Origin of the sequence: uncultured Psychroserpens sp. (assembly GCF_947503375.1) — a bacterium.
Taxonomy (GTDB): Bacteria; Bacteroidota; Bacteroidia; order Flavobacteriales; family Flavobacteriaceae; genus Psychroserpens.
In genome coordinates, this window is the sequence record NZ_CANNDQ010000001.1 from 16,282 (window position 1) to 35,492 (window position 19,211).

Annotated in this window: 16 protein-coding genes; 1 reads left to right on the plus strand and 15 read right to left on the minus strand. The window is 33.1% G+C overall.

All coding sequences use genetic code 11. From position 1 onward, the window contains the following. Positions 1-47: 47 nt before the first annotated feature. From Q0876_RS00070 to cyoE, 8 genes are all read right to left on the minus strand, one after another. Entirely contained in the window at positions 48-269 is a 222-nt protein-coding gene (locus Q0876_RS00070; protein WP_299223922.1) for a hypothetical protein, read from the minus strand. Between the two features lies 1 nt (position 270). Continuing rightward, a complete protein-coding gene (locus tag Q0876_RS00075; protein WP_299222772.1) occupies positions 271-792 on the minus strand; it encodes a DUF420 domain-containing protein in 522 nt (173 codons plus the stop codon). Between the two features lie 14 nt (positions 793-806). Continuing rightward, positions 807-1,553, minus strand: coding sequence for an SCO family protein (locus Q0876_RS00080; RefSeq protein WP_299222774.1), 747 nt, complete (start codon positions 1,551-1,553; stop codon positions 807-809). 6 nt (positions 1,554-1,559) lie between these two features. Continuing rightward, positions 1,560-2,276 carry a hypothetical protein gene (locus tag Q0876_RS00085; protein WP_299222776.1) on the minus strand — a complete coding sequence of 239 codons (717 nt, stop codon included), beginning with the start codon at positions 2,274-2,276 and terminating at the stop codon, positions 1,560-1,562. 92 nt (positions 2,277-2,368) lie between these two features. Next, positions 2,369-2,749, minus strand: coding sequence for a cytochrome C oxidase subunit IV family protein (locus Q0876_RS00090; protein WP_299222779.1), 381 nt, complete (start codon positions 2,747-2,749; stop codon positions 2,369-2,371). 23 nt (positions 2,750-2,772) lie between these two features. After that, a complete protein-coding gene (locus Q0876_RS00095; protein ID WP_299222782.1) occupies positions 2,773-3,774 on the minus strand; it encodes a cytochrome c oxidase subunit 3 in 1,002 nt (333 codons plus the stop codon). A gap of 138 nt (positions 3,775-3,912) precedes the next feature. Beyond that, positions 3,913-4,494: a cytochrome c oxidase subunit 3 gene (locus tag Q0876_RS00100; protein ID WP_299222785.1), complete on the minus strand. Its 582-nt coding sequence runs from the start codon at positions 4,492-4,494 to the stop codon at positions 3,913-3,915. Between the two features lies 1 nt (position 4,495). Next, positions 4,496-5,389, minus strand: a complete 894-nt coding sequence (gene cyoE / locus Q0876_RS00105) for a heme o synthase (protein ID WP_299222788.1) — start codon at positions 5,387-5,389, stop codon at positions 4,496-4,498. Between the two features lie 175 nt (positions 5,390-5,564). Between cyoE and Q0876_RS00110 the strand changes: the two genes are divergently transcribed. Then, on the plus strand, positions 5,565-6,425 hold the full coding sequence (locus Q0876_RS00110) for an MBL fold metallo-hydrolase (protein ID WP_299222791.1): 861 nt from the start codon (positions 5,565-5,567) through the stop codon (positions 6,423-6,425). On the opposite strand, the gene Q0876_RS00115 is transcribed toward Q0876_RS00110, so the two are convergent. From Q0876_RS00115 to ruvA, 7 genes are all read right to left on the minus strand, one after another. After that, positions 6,422-8,527, minus strand: a complete 2,106-nt coding sequence (locus Q0876_RS00115; protein ID WP_299222794.1) for a gliding motility protein RemB — start codon at positions 8,525-8,527, stop codon at positions 6,422-6,424. The genes Q0876_RS00110 and Q0876_RS00115 overlap by 4 nt on opposite strands. A gap of 143 nt (positions 8,528-8,670) precedes the next feature. Next, complete coding sequence (locus Q0876_RS00120) at positions 8,671-9,465, minus strand: energy transducer TonB (protein WP_299222796.1); 795 nt, start codon at positions 9,463-9,465, stop codon at positions 8,671-8,673. 118 nt (positions 9,466-9,583) lie between these two features. After that, the gene (locus Q0876_RS00125; RefSeq protein ID WP_299222798.1) at positions 9,584-10,309 is read right to left on the minus strand and encodes an energy transducer TonB; all 726 of its coding nucleotides are present in this window, start codon (positions 10,307-10,309) and stop codon (positions 9,584-9,586) included. A 60-nt stretch (positions 10,310-10,369) separates the two neighbouring features. After that, complete coding sequence (locus Q0876_RS00130) at positions 10,370-10,732, minus strand: VanZ family protein (RefSeq protein WP_299222800.1); 363 nt, start codon at positions 10,730-10,732, stop codon at positions 10,370-10,372. Continuing rightward, complete coding sequence (gene gcvH / locus Q0876_RS00135) at positions 10,725-11,105, minus strand: glycine cleavage system protein GcvH (protein ID WP_299222802.1); 381 nt, start codon at positions 11,103-11,105, stop codon at positions 10,725-10,727. Before gcvH ends, Q0876_RS00130 begins: the two co-directional genes overlap by 8 nt. Before the next feature lie 58 nt (positions 11,106-11,163). Continuing rightward, positions 11,164-18,600: a cell surface protein SprA gene (gene sprA / locus Q0876_RS00140; RefSeq protein ID WP_299223925.1), complete on the minus strand. Its 7,437-nt coding sequence runs from the start codon at positions 18,598-18,600 to the stop codon at positions 11,164-11,166. Positions 18,601-18,605: 5 nt separating this feature from the next. Then, positions 18,606-19,187 carry a Holliday junction branch migration protein RuvA gene (gene ruvA, locus Q0876_RS00145; protein ID WP_299222804.1) on the minus strand — a complete coding sequence of 194 codons (582 nt, stop codon included), beginning with the start codon at positions 19,185-19,187 and terminating at the stop codon, positions 18,606-18,608. Between the last annotated feature and the right edge of the window lie 24 nt (positions 19,188-19,211).

The following is a 19,211-nucleotide window of genomic DNA, read 5'->3' on the forward strand; positions in this document are numbered from 1 at the left end:
TTATAAGACTTCTAAATATCAAAAATGTTACCAATTTTCACAAAAAACTATGATTTTTTTGTTCTGAAGAACTTAAAATATATCAAAACACCTATTCCAGCTATTAAAATATAAGGAACAGACATCAAATAGACTATACCATCATTAATACCTTCAGCTGTTGATTGTCCTTCCTCACTTTCTAAAACAGCTCTACACATTGCACACTGAGCATTTATCCTAATCGTGAAGAAAATGACTAATAAATTAAATAAAATTTTATGTTTTATCTTAAACATAATATGGTGAAATCATTAGGTAAACTACAACACCAGTTATTGCGACATATAACCATAATGGAAATGTGATTTTTGCAATTTTTTTATGACGCTCAATATTGTTAGTTATAGCCCTTACATAAGTAATTAAAACGAAGGGTATTACTGCAACCGATAGAAGAATATGAGTGAGTAATATAAAATAATACACATACTTAATTGCACCTTCACCACCGAACTTTGTTGAATCACTAGTCATATGATAAGCAACATACATGGCTAAAAAAGCTACGGAAAGTGAAATAGCAAATTTCATTAGGTTTTCATGAAGCTTTAATTTTTTATTTTTTACTGCCCACAATGCAACTAACAAAACAACTGCTGTAACTGCATTTATTGTAGCATAAATTGGTGGTAAAAATGATAAAGGTTCAACGTTTGGGATCTTTACAGAAAAAAGAACTGTAACTACAATTGGAATTACAATTGACAGTAGTACAATCCATTTATTATATTTTCTCTCTTCAGAATTCATTTTAGTACGATTCATTATTCTTTTAATAATTTAGCGATATCTTCTTTTAACATAGTGATTTCTTGAGTTTCACCATCTTCCTCTTTTTCTTCTTCACTTATAATTCCTTTGTAAAATATCTTTGGGTTTCCAAAATTATCTTGCCTTGAACGTATGAACCCATTTTTATCTATTAAAGCAAAGTTTCCTGAATGCTCAAAGCCTCCTTCAACCTCTTCGTTTTGGCCTGCATAAATATTAAAGCCAACATTGGCAAGTTCATAGATCATCTCCTGATCTCCTGTCATTAAATGCCAATTTGGATTTGTGATACCGTAATTATCAGCATAGGATTTTAAAACTTCTGAGGTGTCGCGTGTTGGATTTATTGTAAATGAAGCTACGCCAAAATTTTCAAAATCTGAAAATGTATTCTGTATTTGAACCAAATTTCTATTCATCCTTGGGCAAATCGTAGGACATGTTGTAAAAAAGAATTCTACAACATAAACTTTGCCTTCATAATCTTTATTTGTGATTGTCTTTCCGTTTTGATTTATAAAAGAAAAATGTGGCACTTTTTTAGGCTGTCCATTAATGTTTAAGAACATCAAATCAGATACATATTCATCGTTACTGGAAACATTGCGACTTCTACTTTCGTTTCTAATAACATCGTCTCCACTTATTCTATTAACAATTCGCGGAATGAAAATAATTCCAAACACCAATAGAATAAAGGCTATCCCAATAAAAGAATAATTTGTTTTTTTTGTACTCATGTTGCTCTAATTTTCTTCAGCATTCAAATCTTCAGCTCTCCTTGATGACGAATCAAATTTTCCTTTTCGTTTTTGTCGATATTCAGTAAATAAGATTCGTAAGTCATCACTCATCTTGTTTTTAATTTCTGCTACTTCAATACAATCATAGCTAAAGAGCTTGTATATTGGTTCTTCTTTTTCAATTTCATTATCTTCTCTATCATCTAGTCTGCCTCTTTGTTTAAGCTCTTTATCAATGATAAATACATGATCTGTTGCAAGTTCTTTACTCAATTGCTCTTCAATTTTAAGGCTTTCAAAGAGGGTCTCTATATCATTAGGTTCTCCATAGACAAAATGCCAAAACCTAAGGTCTTCATATTTACTAATTTCCTTTTTTAAAGCTTGTGCCTTTTCTTTAGCGCCTTTGGGCAATATCATGACAATTTGGAATCGCTTAAACCCTTTAAATTTGTCATAAACCAACTCTTTTAAATTTAGTGCTGCTGTAGCATACTCCATAGGTCTATTTCCTAAAAACCCAAGAATAGTAATATGCTCTTTAAGAAGAATATCTTCTTCGTTATCTGAAGCAAAAAACTGTAAATCTGTAACATCTTCATTTACAATTTCTAGCGGATCATAGTTATGTGTTGCTGGATATAAAAACAATAAAAAGACTACAGGTAAAAAAAATAAAACCACTAATATTAGAATCGTTTTTATTGACTTTTTTTTCATTGGTAAATAGCCCTTTGATTTGTTTTGCAAAAATAAAAAAAGACGGTTTCTTTAAACCGTCTTTTTTTATTTTTTATACTTATAATAACATATTAAAAATCTCGTTTTACATACTCTGAAGAATAAACGCCTTCAATATATCCACCTTCTTGTAATAAGATAAAAATTAAGTAGCATATGAGGAATATTGCTGTCCAAACAACCATACGTCTCAATGCTTTTGTCTCATCACGCATGTGCATGAAATCCCAAGTGATGTAATACGCTTTTACTATCGTTAGAATAATAAATATCCAGTTTAGCATTTTCATTCCCAAGACCTTACCCATTAACATTTCAGGTTTAAAGATACCAAGTGCAACTTCAATAATAGTGACTATGGTAAGGAAGACTAAAACACCCCAAATTTTTGACGTATTGGATTTAAATTTTAGAAGTCCTCTAAATATTTCTAATTTATGTTCGTGTGCCATTTTTTAAATATTCTATAATTGAATTAAACAAGATAGAAGAATGTAAATACAAATACCCAAACTAGATCGACAAAGTGCCAATAAAGTCCAACTTTTTCAACCATCTCATAATTTTTACGCTTTTCGTAAGTTCCTAATATCACATTGAAGAAAATAATAATATTAATTACTACTCCTGAAAATACGTGAAATCCATGAAATCCAGTGATAAAGAAAAAGAAATCTGCAAATAGAGATGTTCCATATTCGTTAACATGAAGGTTGGCACCTTGCACGTATAATTGACCATTCTCTTTTATTTGTCTAATCGATTCTTCTCTAGATAAAACCGTTTTTTCTCCTTCTTCGTTTATTATTTGAGTTCTTACCAATACATTAGGATGTGCTTCTAAACCAGCACTTACTTCTGCCATAGTATACGCAGGTAATGCACCTTCTTCAACAAACCATAATCCAGTTTTTCTTTCATGTTGTGTGCGTTCACCATGCTGAACTGTCGCAAAATCGGCAACAGCTACTCGTTTGAACTTCTGTTCTCCATCTACATCAATATACTCACCAAACTGTAAGATGTTTCCACCTTTTGTTTGTACTGCTCCATATTCACCTTTAATGAAGGTATTCCATTCCCAAGCTTGAGAGCCAACGAATATTAGACCACCTATAATGGTTAAAAACATGTAAAATGTAACTTTAGACTTGTTCATGTGATGCCCAGCATCAACGGCTAATACCATGGTTACAGATGACATAATAAGAACAAAGGTCATAAACGCCACATAGTACATTGGAGCTTCAACACCATGTAAAAAAGGAAAGTGGGTAAATACCTCATCAGCAATCGGCCATTCACCTATAAATTTAAATCTTGAAAATCCGTAAGCTGCTAAAAATCCAGAAAAAGTTAAAGCATCAGACACGATAAAAAACCACATCATCATCTTACCATAACTTGCTTTTAAAGGTTGATTTCCTCCTCCCCAAGTTTTGCCTTCCGTTCCAGTATTTGCTACTGTAGTATCCATATGAAGCATTTAGTTGTTAAAAGTTGCACAAAAATAATCATTTTATCTATCTAAAAAAACATCCTCTTCTAAAAAATAAAAATAGCTATCGTTACTAGATTACATAGTAGCTTATAGATCTTAAAAACGATTAAAAATTTAAGCCAAATATGATAAAAACAAAAACAAGAATATCCACAGTATATCTATAAAATGCCAAAAGGTGGCTGAGAGGTCAATCCCAAGCATATTAGTTGCTGAATATTTTTGTTTAAAATGATTATAAATTACAACCAATAATGAAATTAGCCCAGCAACAACATGTAAAATATGCACCGCTGCAATTACATAAATGTAGCTCATTGTGACATTAGAAGTCGCTCCTGTAAAATAATATCCAGAATCTACAATTTGCTGAAACCCATTAATTTGACTGACAATAAAAATTATACCCAACCCAAATGTGGATAATAACATCAGTGTCGTAAGCTTTTTATTGCCATTTCTTAATGCTCTTTTAGCTAGAATAAAAGTCACGCTACTCATAATGATGATTATACAACTTACAAGAAAAGCGCTAGGCATTTCAAACTCTTTCAACCAATCCTCACGCTTTCTACTAACTAAAACCGCACTTGTTAAAGCTGCAAATGACATAATCAGCGAAATAATTCCAAACCAAAGCATCATGCGTTTGGCTCTATCATTTTTTTCTTCTATTGATCTTTCAGTTAAATCCATTTTATCTTATAAATTTATCAATAACGTATACTATTTGTAACAATGTAATGTATGATACACTAGACAACATCAGTTGCTTTGCTGCTTTAGCTGTACGCTTCTTAAAAAGTTGTAACGCATAATACAGCATTACCAATCCTAAAACAAATACAATTACAGCTGCTATTACCGACAGCTTTAAGTCTCCCGTTACTCCAAAAACGGGTATGATTGAAATTAAGATCGTCCATATGGTATACATAATTGTCTGTACTGCAGTGCCTTTGTCTCGTTTTCCTGTAGGCAACATAAAAAAGCCTCCTTTCTTGTAATCTTCAAACAGGAACCAGCCTATGGCCCAAAAATGAGGAAATTGCCAAAAAAACTGTAATGCAAAAAGTGTTCCTGGTTCTATCCCAAAATCGTTTCGTGCTGCTACCCACCCTAACATAAATGGAATGGCTCCAGGAATAGCACCTACAAAAACAGCTAGAGGTGTTTTTGTTTTTAACGGTGTATAAACACAGGTATATAAGAAAATTGAAATGGCACCATACATTGCTGTTCTTGGGTTTATCACATACAACGTAGCGATACCCAAAACAGTAAAAACAGAAGCAATAATAAATGCTGTTTGAACCGACATACGACCTGCAGGAACTGGTCTATTCTTAGTTCGATCCATCAATGCATCTAAATCACGCTCTATGATTTGGTTATATGCATTTGAAGCACCAACCATAAAATAGCCTCCAAAAGCTAATAGAATAAGTGTGTAAACATCTACCTCAATTGCACCTAACAAATATCCAGCAATTGCCGAAAACACGACACTTACAGAGAGTCTTATTTTTGTAATCTCTTTAAAATCTGAAATTATTGAAGGTCGTGACACAGATGACTTTACAGTACTCAATTCTTAAACAATTTATGCTTTAATTAGCGACTGCAAAGATACTTTGAAAATTGGTTATGAGCAACGCTAACTAAAACTAATTCGCTTTTTCTTAAAGCCTTGTAAGTTTTAATACCTTTACTAGACTCATGTTTAAATTCATTCTGCTATGCGATATCTAAAACTATATCTTTTTTTGTGCTTTATTTTTTTTCAAGCAACAACTAATGCGCAACGTTTCAATAATGTTACTATTGAAACTATAAATGTTGCTGAACATATCTATATGTTAATAGGTGCTGGCGGAAATATTGGTGTATCAATTGGGAATGACGGTATCTTTATCATTGATGACCAATTTGCTCCATTGACACCAAAAATTGAAGCGGCTATAAAAAAATTGAGTGATAAGAATATTACCTTCTTAGTAAACACCCATCATCATGGTGACCATACTGGAGGAAATGCTAATATGTCTAAATTAGGAGCTACTTTAATTGCACATGATAATGTAAGGCATCGATTAGAAACCACGCCAAGGCGTGACAACACAATGCAACCTAAAGACGCCTTACCTGTGATTACCTTTAATGATGAATTAAGTATACATATAAATGATGAAAAAATCATGGTATTTCATACTGAACATGCGCATACAGATGGTGATGCTTTACTCTATTTTACTAAAAGCAATGTTTTACATACTGGAGACACTTATTTCAATGGGCGTTATCCTTACATCGATCTAAATTCTGGCGGAAGTGTAAATGGTTACATAAATGCTGTTAAAGAAGGATTGAAAGTAATTGATGATGATACAAAGATTATTCCAGGGCACGGTAGTCTTTCTAATAAAACGGAATATGAAAACTTTCTTGAGATGCTTGAAGATATAAAGACGCAAATTATGGCTGAGATCTCAGCTGGTAAAACAGAAGAAGATGTAGCCAGCAATAATACAATTACTAAAACCTATGATGATTTGAATTATGGAACTGGTTTTATTAATTCAGAAAAAATACGTCGAACTTTTTATAAAAGCCTAAAAAATAATTAAAAATCATTATACCAATTGAACAAATCTGTTCGTATTCCTATATTAAACCAAACGGTATTACTTTTTAAAGTAGATGCTGTTTCAGCTTGAGGATCAAAATTTCGATAACTTATATTGGTAAACAATCTTAAATTACTAACAGGGTTTATAATATAACCACCTTGAAATTCTGTATGAAACACATTGGTTGTATTTCCTTGTCCAACTTCAATATTTATATCACCTATTCGGTCTACTTCAGATCGGTAGATATCTCCTCCATAGAACGCATTGTCTTCTGGTGTGTTAAAATCAAAGCCACGTTTACCATAAATAAACTTTACATCACCAAACCAACGCTTGTACGTGTACCTTCCTATTACTATAGCTTCGCTAAAGTTTGCACCCCAAAGATGTGCCATTGGCTGATTATTATGAGCATAGTTTAGTACGATTGTATTGTGCGAATAGGTATAAGGACGAACACGATTATATTCAAACTGTAATAACAAATTATCAACTTTGAAGGCATCAAAATACTTCACTCCAATCTGATAGCCAAATTTATTCTTCCAGCTCTTATTACCTGCTTTTACATCATTAAGCGAAAATTCATCTAGAATGAATTGTCCGTATAAATTCACTTTATTATTCCATTTGTATTTTGCTGAAGCACCAACAATGGCATTACCAGCGTCTTGTCCAGTTTCAAACTCAATAGCTCTGTAAAATATAACTGGATTCAAATAATTAATATCAAAACCTCTATTATTATCATTTGCCCACATTACAGATTCAAAAAGTCCAATATTCAAACGTTTGGATACATTCCAACTCAAATAGTGATTTGCCATATATTTAGTTAAAAAAGCTCCATCTTCGTTGACTTCAGCTCTAATATCACGCAACCACATGTAAGTATTAGTGTACTTGATTTTCCAGAATTTAGTATTTAGTTTTAAAAAAGGGTATGGGCTAGTTACATCACTTTGAAATAAGGACCTGTACCCATCACCAATGAAATTCTTTCCATGACCAAACTGGAGATTTATGAATTTTGCAGGAGTATAGGACAAGTAAGCTTCAGCAACTGGATAATCGTAAGCATCGTCTTTAAATCGTTTTGAAACGCCTCTACCAGGAACAACAGGTTCATTATTTGAAGCTCGTAATTCTTCTATATATTGATTAAAGTATTGAGCAAATCGACCTTGGCTTTCGTATACTGATGCAGAAAAGTTAAACTTCTTTCCTAAACCACCTTGAATAAATATACCTCTGGTGTTATTGAAAGTAGAGTTAAAATCTGCCTCTGTATCTTTACCTACTTGCAAATCTAAAATTGGATCAACCACAAACCAATATTCTTTTCCTTGAACTTCTACTAAGTGTTCATTCCATAGTTTTCTGCTCCACCATGAATCTGACCCTTTCACTAGTGCCGCTTTTTCGGCTTTGAAATCATAATATTTAGACACTTCATCGTATATAAAAGGCTTAGCTGCTGTATGACTATTGGTCCCTAAACCATTCATTTGTTGGTCAAACCTTGCATAATACGTATGTGTAAATGGAATATTTAATTGGCTACTATACTCTAATTTTTCATATTTAACCGTATTTTTATTTATACTATCATATTCATTACTAACCAAAGCATTTAAATCTGTTACTTGTTTTGGTTGTTGAATAATTTGCTCTTCGTTAGTAATTATAGCAGGATCAACTAAAGGAATTTTAATACTTAATGCATACTGAAAATATGTTGGTTTACCATTATAAGTTCCAGGTGTAATTTTTGGTAATTCATTAAAGACACGCTTAATCTCTTCTTGAAGTTCTTCATATACGGCGTCTACATAAAGTACATTTATAACCCCTTCTTTATCTACTTCAAAAAGCACTTTTACATCTCCTTTATAACTATCATCATTAACTATTTGTGGTACTTGAAAAGATTTATAAATGAATGCATTGAGCTTATTATTGAAACATACTTTAAGCATGTTTATAGGCTGATCTTCACATTCTAGAAATATAGGTGTTTTTTCGTAAGTATCAATGTCTTGCGCAATCGTAAAACCTACGCAGAACAAGAAAAGGATAACGAAACAATTCTTCATAAAAAAGTTAGGTATTTTAATTTTGGAAAGATACTATTTTTTTCAAAAGCGACTAGGAATACCTTTGAGCTTTTCAACTAAGCTATAAAAAAACCACTATCATTTTTAGTGATAGCGGTTTTATATGATATAAGTGTATTTTTTTATCGTTCTACCTGAAACATTATTGGCAAGTTGTAAATCACAGAAACAGGCTTTCTACGTTGTTTTCCTGGTGTCATTTGTGGAATCTTTTTAGCAACACGTTCGGCTTCATTCATAAGTGCTTTATTAACCGCTCTAGTTTTAATTTCGGTTACATTACCTAAGTTATCAATTTTAAATTGCACATCAATTCTCTGCATACCTGAAAGTCCATAATCGGTAGCGATATTTGTATCAAACTTTCTTTGCACTAGTTTTCCAATTTTTTTAGACATGCATTTAATACGTTCTTGGTTTGTTTTTGATTTTTCACACCCAGGGTAAATAGGTACAACTTCAACATTTCTCATATCAAATATTTCTATATCATCTATAGGTTCTTCGATTTTATCAATATCACCAGGCTTCATTACACTAGTAACTGTGGGTACAACATCTACTGGTTTTTCAATAAAATCAGGCGTGTCATTAGGTACAATAACTGGATCTTGATCAATAAGCTTTACGATTTTCTTGTCTTGAGGTTTTTGCTTAACCATTTCCTTTTCTACTACGTAATTTTTCATTTCAAATGTAATGTCCTCATCATCTATAACTTTTGCCATATCTGGTTTGAATACAGTACTTTTAAACTCCATTTCAAAAATAGCATAGGTTGCCAGTAAACAAAGAATTAGCCCTATTTGAAAATAGAGCGTAGAGTTTTTTTGTAAATTTGCATCATGCTTTTGTGATTTTTGCACTTTGATATTGCTCTGACCAGCAATATCGTGCGATTTTTTAAAATTTTTCATAATACTTAAATGTTAAATGTTAATGTTATGATAAAATCGCAATAAGCATACCAAAGTAAAAATCCCATCTAATTAATTTAGATGGGATTTTGAACATTGTATAAATATGTTTAAAATTCTAGTCTTGCACTTGGAATAATATTGGAAGTGAGTAAGGTACTGTTACAGCTTTACCTCTTTGCTTTCCTGGTTGCATTTTAGGTAGCAAACCTATAACACGTTTTGCTTCCTTCTCTAAAGCTGGATTAGGAGCTCTTGCTTGTATGTTTGTAATATTACCCGTTTTATCTATCTTAAAGATAACACTTATACGTTGCTTACCTGTTAACCCTAAATCACTGGCTAGATCTGTATTAAACTTACGGTTAACAAATTTAGATATCTTGTTCGACATACATTGTTTCTTAGCATTGTTACCTTTTTCATTTTCGCAACCTGGAAAAATAGGTACATTTTCAATAACTGCAAATGGAACTTCAATATCTTCTTCTACTTCTTCAACTTCTACATCTTCAACTTCAACGATAACCTCTTCTTGATCTGTCTCTGTAGATTCAATAACTGTTTCTTCAATCTCTTTCTCATCCTCTACAATTTCAATCTCTTCAGGCACTACTGGAGGTGGAGGTGGAGGTGGAGGTGGAATGATTTCTTGGTTAGTGATTGGAATTTCTTCCTCAAATTCGTCATCTACGTTCAATTGCCCTATATCTATATCCGACTTATCGTATGATTTATAGTTTATAGTAAGATAGGTCAATGTCATCATCAACGCTAAACCAACTGCAAAAAAGAGTGAGGCATTTCTGCTCACATCAGATTTTATATTCTTTTTTGGTTCCATATAAAGAGTTTTAAGATTGCTAAATTAACCAAAAAAATGTTAAAAAAGCAAGTGAATATTTCATTTTAACTTTAGTTTATTTCTATAGTGCAACAATAAGGAGGCTAATATAACTCCAATTGTATTTGCTATTACATCAAGATAATCTGGTGTTCTAAAATCTGTCAGTATAGATTGTAGTGCTTCAATAATAATGCCATAAGTGATAGCTATCACTACTGCAATCAAAATCATGTAGTTCTTCTTTATTGTTCTAAGGTAATTAAACAACAACAAGGTAAGTAATGCATATGCAATGCAATGGTAAATTTTATCATCGTAAGATAATCCTAAATTAGGCACTACTCCAATATTACTTAAACTTCCAATGGTAAGCGCTATTAAATAAACAATAAGAATTACTAATGCCCAACGTTTAAGCACCAACTATAGCTTTATAATCATCTGCTGAGAGTAATTGATCGATTTGTGAAGCATCAGAAAACTTGATCTTAATCATCCAACCATCGCCATAAGGATCTGAATTCACTTTTTCTGGCTCATCTTCTAATAACTCATTAAAATCAGTTATTTCTCCAGATAATGGTAAAAAGAGATCAGAAACTGTTTTTACGGCTTCAACAGTACCAAAAATTTCTTCAGCTTCTAGTGTTTCATCTAAGGTTTCAACTTCTACATATACGATATCACCTAATTCGCCTTGAGCAAAATCTGTAATTCCTACAGTAGCAGTATCGCCTTCTATTTTTACCCACTCATGGTCTTTTGTGTATTTTAAATCTGATGGTATATTCATCTTACAAATAATAGTTTATATGCTTACAAAAGTAATTTTTTTGTGTTTAGTTTCAATATTAATTACCAAAATTATATCGTAATGTAAATCCTGAACGAATGGTTGTTTGTGGAAATGCAGTAGATATCTCAAATTCAGAGAAGGTATAGTCAAAATAGAATATAGCAGTTAGGTTTTTAGTGAATGCATAATCAGCTGCGTATTTGATTCCCCAAACTGTTTGTCCTTGAGTGATTTGATTATTTTCAATATCTAGATATCGTATTATCGTCTTATTATTTCTAACAGAAACATCAGCTTTCATGTTCAAATCACTTTTTATGATTTGTCTTGGTCCTGCTAATTTAGATCGGATACGTACATCTTTTATTCTATAGCCTAAACCTAGTATATACTCGTTTCCTTGAATTTCAGTTAAAAGATTATTGTCAAAACTTAAAGATAGGATTCGATCTTTTTTCATCTCGGCAAGTATCTTTATTGAGTTTTTCATTTCAAAGTCTAATCTGAAGAGTGGACTAAATTGTTCTTCTAAGTTAATATTACTAAATACGGTTCGGTTTTTTAAATTTCCTGATTGATCTAACACATCTGGGTTTTGATCTTCATAAGAAACACCTGGTTGTAGTAATGCTGGATTTAGGTCTAAATTAGTTCTAAACTGGTTTATGGTATAGCTAGATCTATAACCATGCGTAATAGAAAAACGTTTGAAGTTTTTCTTAAACCATTTCATTTTCATGAAACCTGTATATTTTAACTGCCAATTAGGAATAGGAATATCTCTAAATGCAGATAGCCCAATCTTATCTGGACTGCTTCCTTTATAAGCTGCTAAAAATGCAGGTAGTAATACAGCTTGATTTGTTTTTCCGAAACCTAACGGGAAGCCTTCTCCATCAACCGCATAGTTATCGTTACCATAATAGTTTCTAGCTAGTCTTTGAGCTACAACGAGCCTGTTGGCTCTAAAATCATCAAATGCAGCAGATTGATTCTCATCACTTTTGCTAAATGCCGTTTTAATAAGTGATGTGGAGATGTTAAAATTACCAAACGAATTTCTAATTAGAGATTCGTATTGCAGTTGACCGTCGCCATTAATATCTCTCACCCTGAAGTTTTCTCCTAAATTTTTCGAATAGGTTCTGTTTCCTGTGATATCTATCTTTAAATCTTTAACCAACTCGACATTGGCTGAGATGTCTAAGACACGGTTGGTTACTTCAGTATATTGTTGATTAAAATCTGGGAATACGGTTAGCCAACCATTACGAGCTACACGATCTCTTATGTCTGCTTGACTACCAAAAGTATATCCAAATGTTGGTTTCAATGTTCCTATAAATCCAGGTGTTTGTAAGTAACCTGGCAAAAACGTACCGTTATTTTCTGAATAATTAATTTGAATTCGCTTAACGCTCGTTAATAGGTCTATTGCACCATTCAAAATTTTTGTTCCAGCACCTTCTTTACTTTTCTGGTTAGTAGTATTAGGTGCATTCGCATTTTTCCCTTTTTCTTCTAATCCTTTTGGTACTGCTCTACTTCTTGCTGAGCCTCTGCCTTTTCTCTTTTTTACTAAACCTACATATTTATATAGGCTTTCCATATTCAAGCTAGAATTAATGTTATGCGTATTCGCATTTTGGATAGAGTGTCCTAAATTGTAGGTGTTAATAATGTCTGGATTATCGGGATCTCTAATTTGTAGATTTTCATTTAAATCTGAACCTTTTTGCCACTGAAAATCTCCAGTATAAGAATACGTAGCTCTTAAAAAGCTTAATGTTGGAATTTTATATAATGGAATTTCATAATTAATTTGTAATTGTTGATTTTGAATGTTAGGATCTCCTACATCAAAGAATCCATCCCATACGTCTAAAGTTGGATCTTGTCTTCCATTGATGATATCATCAACGAAATAATTTCTAACAATGTTTGTATTCGAGGCCATAAAATTTAGACTAAGTGCTTTAGTAAGGTTATAGTTTATGGCATATTGAAGGTTAAAATTATAATTTCTTCTGAATAGCTCTTCAATTCCTATATTATCACCTGCTAGGTCAACTTCTCTAAACTTTTGCTTGTTGAATTGTCTTATAATATCTGTATTGACTGAAAAACTTGTAGGAATTGGATTAAAGTTGAAGTCTTTAAGTATTTTCCAATACTTTCCTCTGAAAAGTGAATCGTTTTTCTTGAATGGCTCTATACTTTTAGGCTCAAAACTATAATTATAATTAACTCCTGCTCTCACATTTTGATCTAATGACCTTTCTATTTCAAAATCTCTATGTTCAACTTTATTGTACGAATAATTGAATGTTAAATTCTCGACATCATAAAACCGAGGTTTTTTATCTGTAGTTCTGTTTTTTCTAACTCCAATGAAGTTAATGCTTTTTCGTTTGGTATAGTTTTCATTGACATTTAAGATAGAATCTTTATTATTGGTATTATCCAATTGGGTTTCTAATTTAATATCTCTATAAAACTCATCGTACTCTGGAGTAATGATTTCTTCACCTACACCATAATTAAAAGGTATTTGAACACCCCATTTTTTAGGCAATAGTTGTCCTAAATTAATATTAGTGACTATATCGTATTGTTCAACATCTTCTCTACTTCTTTCATTTGGTCGCTGTTCTACAGAACCAAAACCAATTGTACTTTTTCTTCCTGTGGCACTCACATCGGCAAAATCGGCAAAATTAGCATCCATAGCTGCAACTGCTGCCCAACCACCTTCATTGTCAAGATCTGACATACGCAACTCGTTAAACCATACTTCTCCGCAAACATCTAATCCAGAGAAACCAGGGTTTTTAAGACCAACCATCAACACTCTTATATCTCCAAAGTTTGGATTTCCTATGATAGATACACGCTGTACTTTGCTTACACCTGTAGGATAAGGATCAAATTCATCAACTTCTGAAAGTTCGCCATCTACTAAATCATAGAATGTAGGATCGGGATCTGCTAGAGTTCCATTAGTAATCCCTAAAGATTTTATTTGTTCAAGAACATCTAAGCCTATGTTGATCTCATTAGATTCTGGCCAGATTTGTTCTGGTGAACCTCCTGAAGATACTTGAAGTGGTACTTCAATTTGGTAATAATTTTGAGTAAAATCGTTACCCATACGAATGAAACCAACCAATTCTCCATCTGCTAAATTTCCTTGATCTCCTTCTTCGGCATGGATAAACATACGCAACTTATTGTACTGTCGCATATCTACATTGATATTCTTGAAAACACCTCTAGAATCTCTAGGCTCTAATTCGCAAACATCAACTTGAAGTGATTGCTCATTCTGTCTTATGATATTGTTATTGTTGTTGAGTTGTTCTAATTGCACACCTGGAGGCAGGACATAATCTCCATCATTTTGCTGTAAACCAACTACTCCAACGTTTAATTCGGTTGTATCACCACTGTTATCTGGTTCATCATCCAAGGTTAATGTATAGCGCCTCCAATCACTACGAACTAAATCTAAAGTAGCAAAACGCAATACTCGCCTTTCTTGAAATCCTGTTAAAAATAATCTAGCAAAGCGAACCGAACGAATATCTGTAATACCTCCAATAGCGTCTGTAGGATTAGCGATTGGAATTCTAAATTGATACCATGTTACTGTTCGTGTTTCGCCATTAGGCAAAGTGACATTACGGTTCTTAATATCATTAATTTGTGGGTTATTCGCATTTAATGTGTTTGGTGTGATATCAATTTCATATTGGAAGTAACTATCAATGGTATTCATGGTGTTATCTCTATTGATATCTTCAACATCAGGTTGGGTTGTTGAACCTCTATTAGTATCGCTAAAAACATCTGGTGAGTTTCCTTGTTGACCATTATATCGTTTATAACGCTCAAAAATATTACCGTCTGTATTTAAATAATAGGTGTAATTGTCATTTGCTGGATCAGCCCCAAAAGCACCACCAAATATTGAGGTTTCTTCAGTATCATCATATCCATCATACCCAACATCTTGATTTGCTCTTTCTTGACCTCCAGTTGAAAATGTATAGATCAAAGATTGGTTTCTAGGTACTACCGTATTATAATTGGTAGGTACAAAACTACTGATATCACCATCTTCTGGCAATCCATTTTCATATTGTTTTTTACCATCTTTTAATACATCTTCAGAGATGTTTCCAAGATTTATAAAAAGCTTCCCTCCTTGAGCTGGAGCTGTGTCATTTAAAAATGGGTCTTGAACCCAAAAATCAATATACTCAACATTAGCCTGTTCAAAATCTGTAGAGGTGATTTGTCTAGTAATTCCTGCCCAACTATCATCAGCATCTATAACTCCGTCAGCTGCATCTGGATCAAAGTTATATGGCCCTCTTTCTGTTGGATAGTATACCAAGTCAAGTGAATTAATTACCGTTTGTTGTCCTTGAGCAATATCTATTTCAGGAAAGACCTCGTCAATAAAAATTCGTCTTGTATATAGGTCTGACACATCTTCATCAGAAATATCTCCAGGTCTTTGATTACTATAAAAAATTGGGTCAATAGTATACCAGTTTAAGAAGGCTCTATCGAAACCATTCTGTATGCCATTTTCATCTTCTCCTAAAAACCCTGGATAAGTTTTACCTAACAATCTAGGGCGACTTGATAAGAACCAAGCTTGAGGAGACAGAAGATCTATTGCGCCTTGTGTGCCTTCAAAATCATCAATGTAAGCAGTTGCTTCATTATTGAAATCGGTTCCTTTGGGAGCGCCTGGTGCTAGATAGGCAAATTCACCCCTCAATGAAAGGTTTGATGGCACATCAGTATCTACATTTGGTAATTTATTCACTAACCTCGTAAAGAAAGGTACTTCTGTAGAATAATTTCCATTAAAACCAAAAATAGTATTGTTAATTGGTTCAGTATTGAAATTGGCTTTTTGTGTTATTGGTCTTTCATTTAAATTTAAAAGTGTAGCGCCAAGTACAAAATTTTCATTAAACTGATGCTCAACATTCACGCCTGTAAAACGTCTGGTTTGTTGGCCAAATATAGCATTGTTTTCTACTGAAACATTAATTGGGGTGTTTGATGCTTTTAAAGCTTCGTCAAGTATTTGAACGCGACCAATCTGATAGTTTACTGTGTAGTCAACGCCTTCTACTAATGTACGTCCACCTGCAGTTACTACAACTGATCCACGAGGCACATTAAATGCTCCTAAAGGAATGCCATCACCACCTGATGATTTATACCGTCCTTTAATTTGGAATTTATTTTTTTCAGCTTCATCTAAAGCAGCTGTTTTTGTTTGCTTATAGAGAATATCATAAACATACTTTTCTTGATTCAGGTTGGTATATGTATCCTGTTCATAATCTACTTCATTGTTATTTGGGTCGCCATCATCATCTAAAACATCAAATAAATAGCGCCCAAAAGGCTCTACTTTAGTGAATATGATTTTACCATTTTGTGTAAGCACAGTTAATCCTGGAACAAAATCGAAAAACCCATCACCATTCTGTTGTGGATCGTTATTAAAGTTTAATCGATCTAAATGAAATAAACGAATCAACGGTGTATCTAATATTTCACCGTCGTCATTTTGGTTAAATGGTGTATTGTTGTCAAATGTAGGGAACGATGTCCCTTCAACTGGAGCAATATAATTTAAAGGTGATGCTTCAGTATAGAAAATATTAAGTCTAAAATCATCTCGCTCTAATTGAAAAGCTCCTGTATCATAGACGTTTTTCATCATTAAATCCCAAATGGGCTCTTCAACACTTGTGATAGGACTCTTAAGCATCTTAACTATTAAACTTTGTGTAGAACCAACAGCAATTACAAAGCTGTCATTAATCCCGTCTCCATTAGAGTCGACACCATTATCTATTGTACCATCACCATCAACATCTGCATCTGTGGCATCATTAATCCCATCACCATCAGTATCTGTCCCGTTATCTGGGTTACCGTCACCATTTACATCAACGTCAGCATTGTTAGGAATTCCATCTTGATCATCATCACTATCTGTTGCCGTAGAATTAACACCATCATTGGCAAATTCACCAACTTGATATACTTGTCCTCCAACGGTATATTGAAAAGCAACTGCTAAAATTTCATCATTCAACAAACGCTGATTTAACGAAATATAACCTAATTGAGCATTTAACTGATAATCTGTTCCTTGTTGTAATTTTCTTGCGTTTTCTAGTTTTCCAAAGTCAAAGCCTTCATTAGCAGTAGTTAAAATACCTTGTTCAACAGTTGTAATATCTCTTACTATTGGTGATAACAATGAGCCTGGACCACCAATATTTGTTGGATCGAAAGCATTATTGACATTGTCTGGAAACTGGCTACCTTCAGCTACGTTTATAAATCCAGCAGGTGGATTATCTAGACCAATAGTTTCAAACTCTCCTAGATCTTGAAATGCAGCTACATTTCTAACATTATCTGTTTGGTTACTTCTATTGGTTACCCAAACTTCAATTCTAGTGACTTGGATATTGTTGTTGATGAATGGATAACGAAGCATGGCTTCATCATAACTATTCCTAAAATATTGTGCTAAAAAGAAGTGCCTATTTTCATCATAGTCTCTTGCAAAGAATTCAAATTCGTCAAGTGTTCCACCACCTTGAGCTACAACAGATTGCGATTGCGATTGTTGTTCAGAGAAAATAGCAGTTACTCTAGTTTTGCCAAATTGCAACTCAGTCTTAACTCCAAAGAGGCTTTGAGCTCCAGTAATTAATGAACTGTTGAGAGGCATTGCAACATTACCTACTTCAATTTTTCTGACAATATCGTCTTCTGTTGGTGTGTACTCTAACTTGACCAAGTTTTGAAAATCAAATGTAGATTCAGTATCATAATTGGCGGTTACTTGTAATCGTGTCCCAACCTTACCTAATAAGCTCAAGCTAATACGTTGATCGAAATCAAATGTAAAATTACTTCTGTTTCTAGGTGAAAATATAGGGTTATCTTGTTTGGTAAATAAAACACCTAAATCCATCTCTACTGAACCTTGTGGAATAACTTCAATGGTATTACCACCAAATAGTGTTTCAAAAAAGCCTGAATTCACATAAAATTCTGGTAATAAGTTTTTTTGTTCCTCTTCAGCACCGTCTTTTTTTCCTTCAGCAGCATCAATTTTTTGCTTATAATATAATCGCTGTTGCTCTAGAAGCACTAGTTTTTGATACTCTTGTGGTGTTAATATGATTGGATAATTAATATTGAAAGTACCAACCGTTTCTGTATAAATATAACGGTCTGTAACAGGATCATATGTGTATTTCGAAACGATACTCTGTGGGTTTGGCATGCTTAAATTTCCTAATGAAAACCCTGTTTTAGTACTATCTTGTATAACTGGATTTTGTTGAGAAAAAGCTAATGAGCTTAGCAATACCAAAGCTGGAATATATAGAAAGCGCTGAATAAATTTTACTAAAGTATAGTTAGTTGTTGTAATCAAATTTATAAATTTTTTAATGCGTCCTTTATAAGGGTTTCTACATTTGCATCAGGTTGTTGAGATAATAATTTATCTATAACACGTTCGGATTGTTTTTTTGTAAATCCAAGAACTTCTAAAGCAGATAACGCTTCATCTTTGTTGGTATTGCTTTTATTAACAGAAACTTCATCAATATCATAAACTTTAAGCACTTTATCCTTTAAATCTAATATAACTCGGGCAGCAGTTTTTGCCCCAATTCCTTTGATAGACTGTATCAAAGCCACGTCTCCATGTGCAATACCTTCTTTTACTTGCTGTGGAGACAGTGATGACAGCATAGTTCTCGCTGTACTTGCTCCTACACCACTCACAGAAATTAAAAGTCTAAATATTTCTCGTTCAGAAAGAGAAGAAAACCCGTAAAGTGTATGTGCATCTTCACGAACTAATAAATAGGTGTAAAGCTTTAGGTGTTCTTGATCTGGAATTTGTGAATACGTATGTAAAGATATGTTTAGCAGATAGCCAACTCCATTGCAATCTATAACAATATCGGTTGGATTTTTTTCCACCAATTTACCTTGAATATGCGTAATCATTTAATTGATTTAGTTAAGAACTCA

Coding starts and splice junctions, on each gene's coding strand:
- Q0876_RS00075 (WP_299222772.1), bottom strand. CDS start 792: ATGAATTCTGAAGAGAGAAAATATAATAAATGGATTGTACTACTGTCA.
- Q0876_RS00080 (WP_299222774.1), bottom strand. CDS start 1,553: ATGAGTACAAAAAAAACAAATTATTCTTTTATTGGGATAGCCTTTATT.
- Q0876_RS00085 (WP_299222776.1), bottom strand. CDS start 2,276: ATGAAAAAAAAGTCAATAAAAACGATTCTAATATTAGTGGTTTTATTT.
- Q0876_RS00090 (WP_299222779.1), bottom strand. CDS start 2,749: ATGGCACACGAACATAAATTAGAAATATTTAGAGGACTTCTAAAATTT.
- Q0876_RS00095 (WP_299222782.1), bottom strand. CDS start 3,774: ATGGATACTACAGTAGCAAATACTGGAACGGAAGGCAAAACTTGGGGA.
- Q0876_RS00100 (WP_299222785.1), bottom strand. CDS start 4,494: ATGGATTTAACTGAAAGATCAATAGAAGAAAAAAATGATAGAGCCAAA.
- Q0876_RS00115 (WP_299222794.1), bottom strand. CDS start 8,527: ATGAAGAATTGTTTCGTTATCCTTTTCTTGTTCTGCGTAGGTTTTACG.
- Q0876_RS00120 (WP_299222796.1), bottom strand. CDS start 9,465: ATGAAAAATTTTAAAAAATCGCACGATATTGCTGGTCAGAGCAATATC.
- Q0876_RS00125 (WP_299222798.1), bottom strand. CDS start 10,309: ATGGAACCAAAAAAGAATATAAAATCTGATGTGAGCAGAAATGCCTCA.
- gcvH (WP_299222802.1), bottom strand. CDS start 11,105: ATGAATATACCATCAGATTTAAAATACACAAAAGACCATGAGTGGGTA.
- ruvA (WP_299222804.1), bottom strand. CDS start 19,187: ATGATTACGCATATTCAAGGTAAATTGGTGGAAAAAAATCCAACCGAT.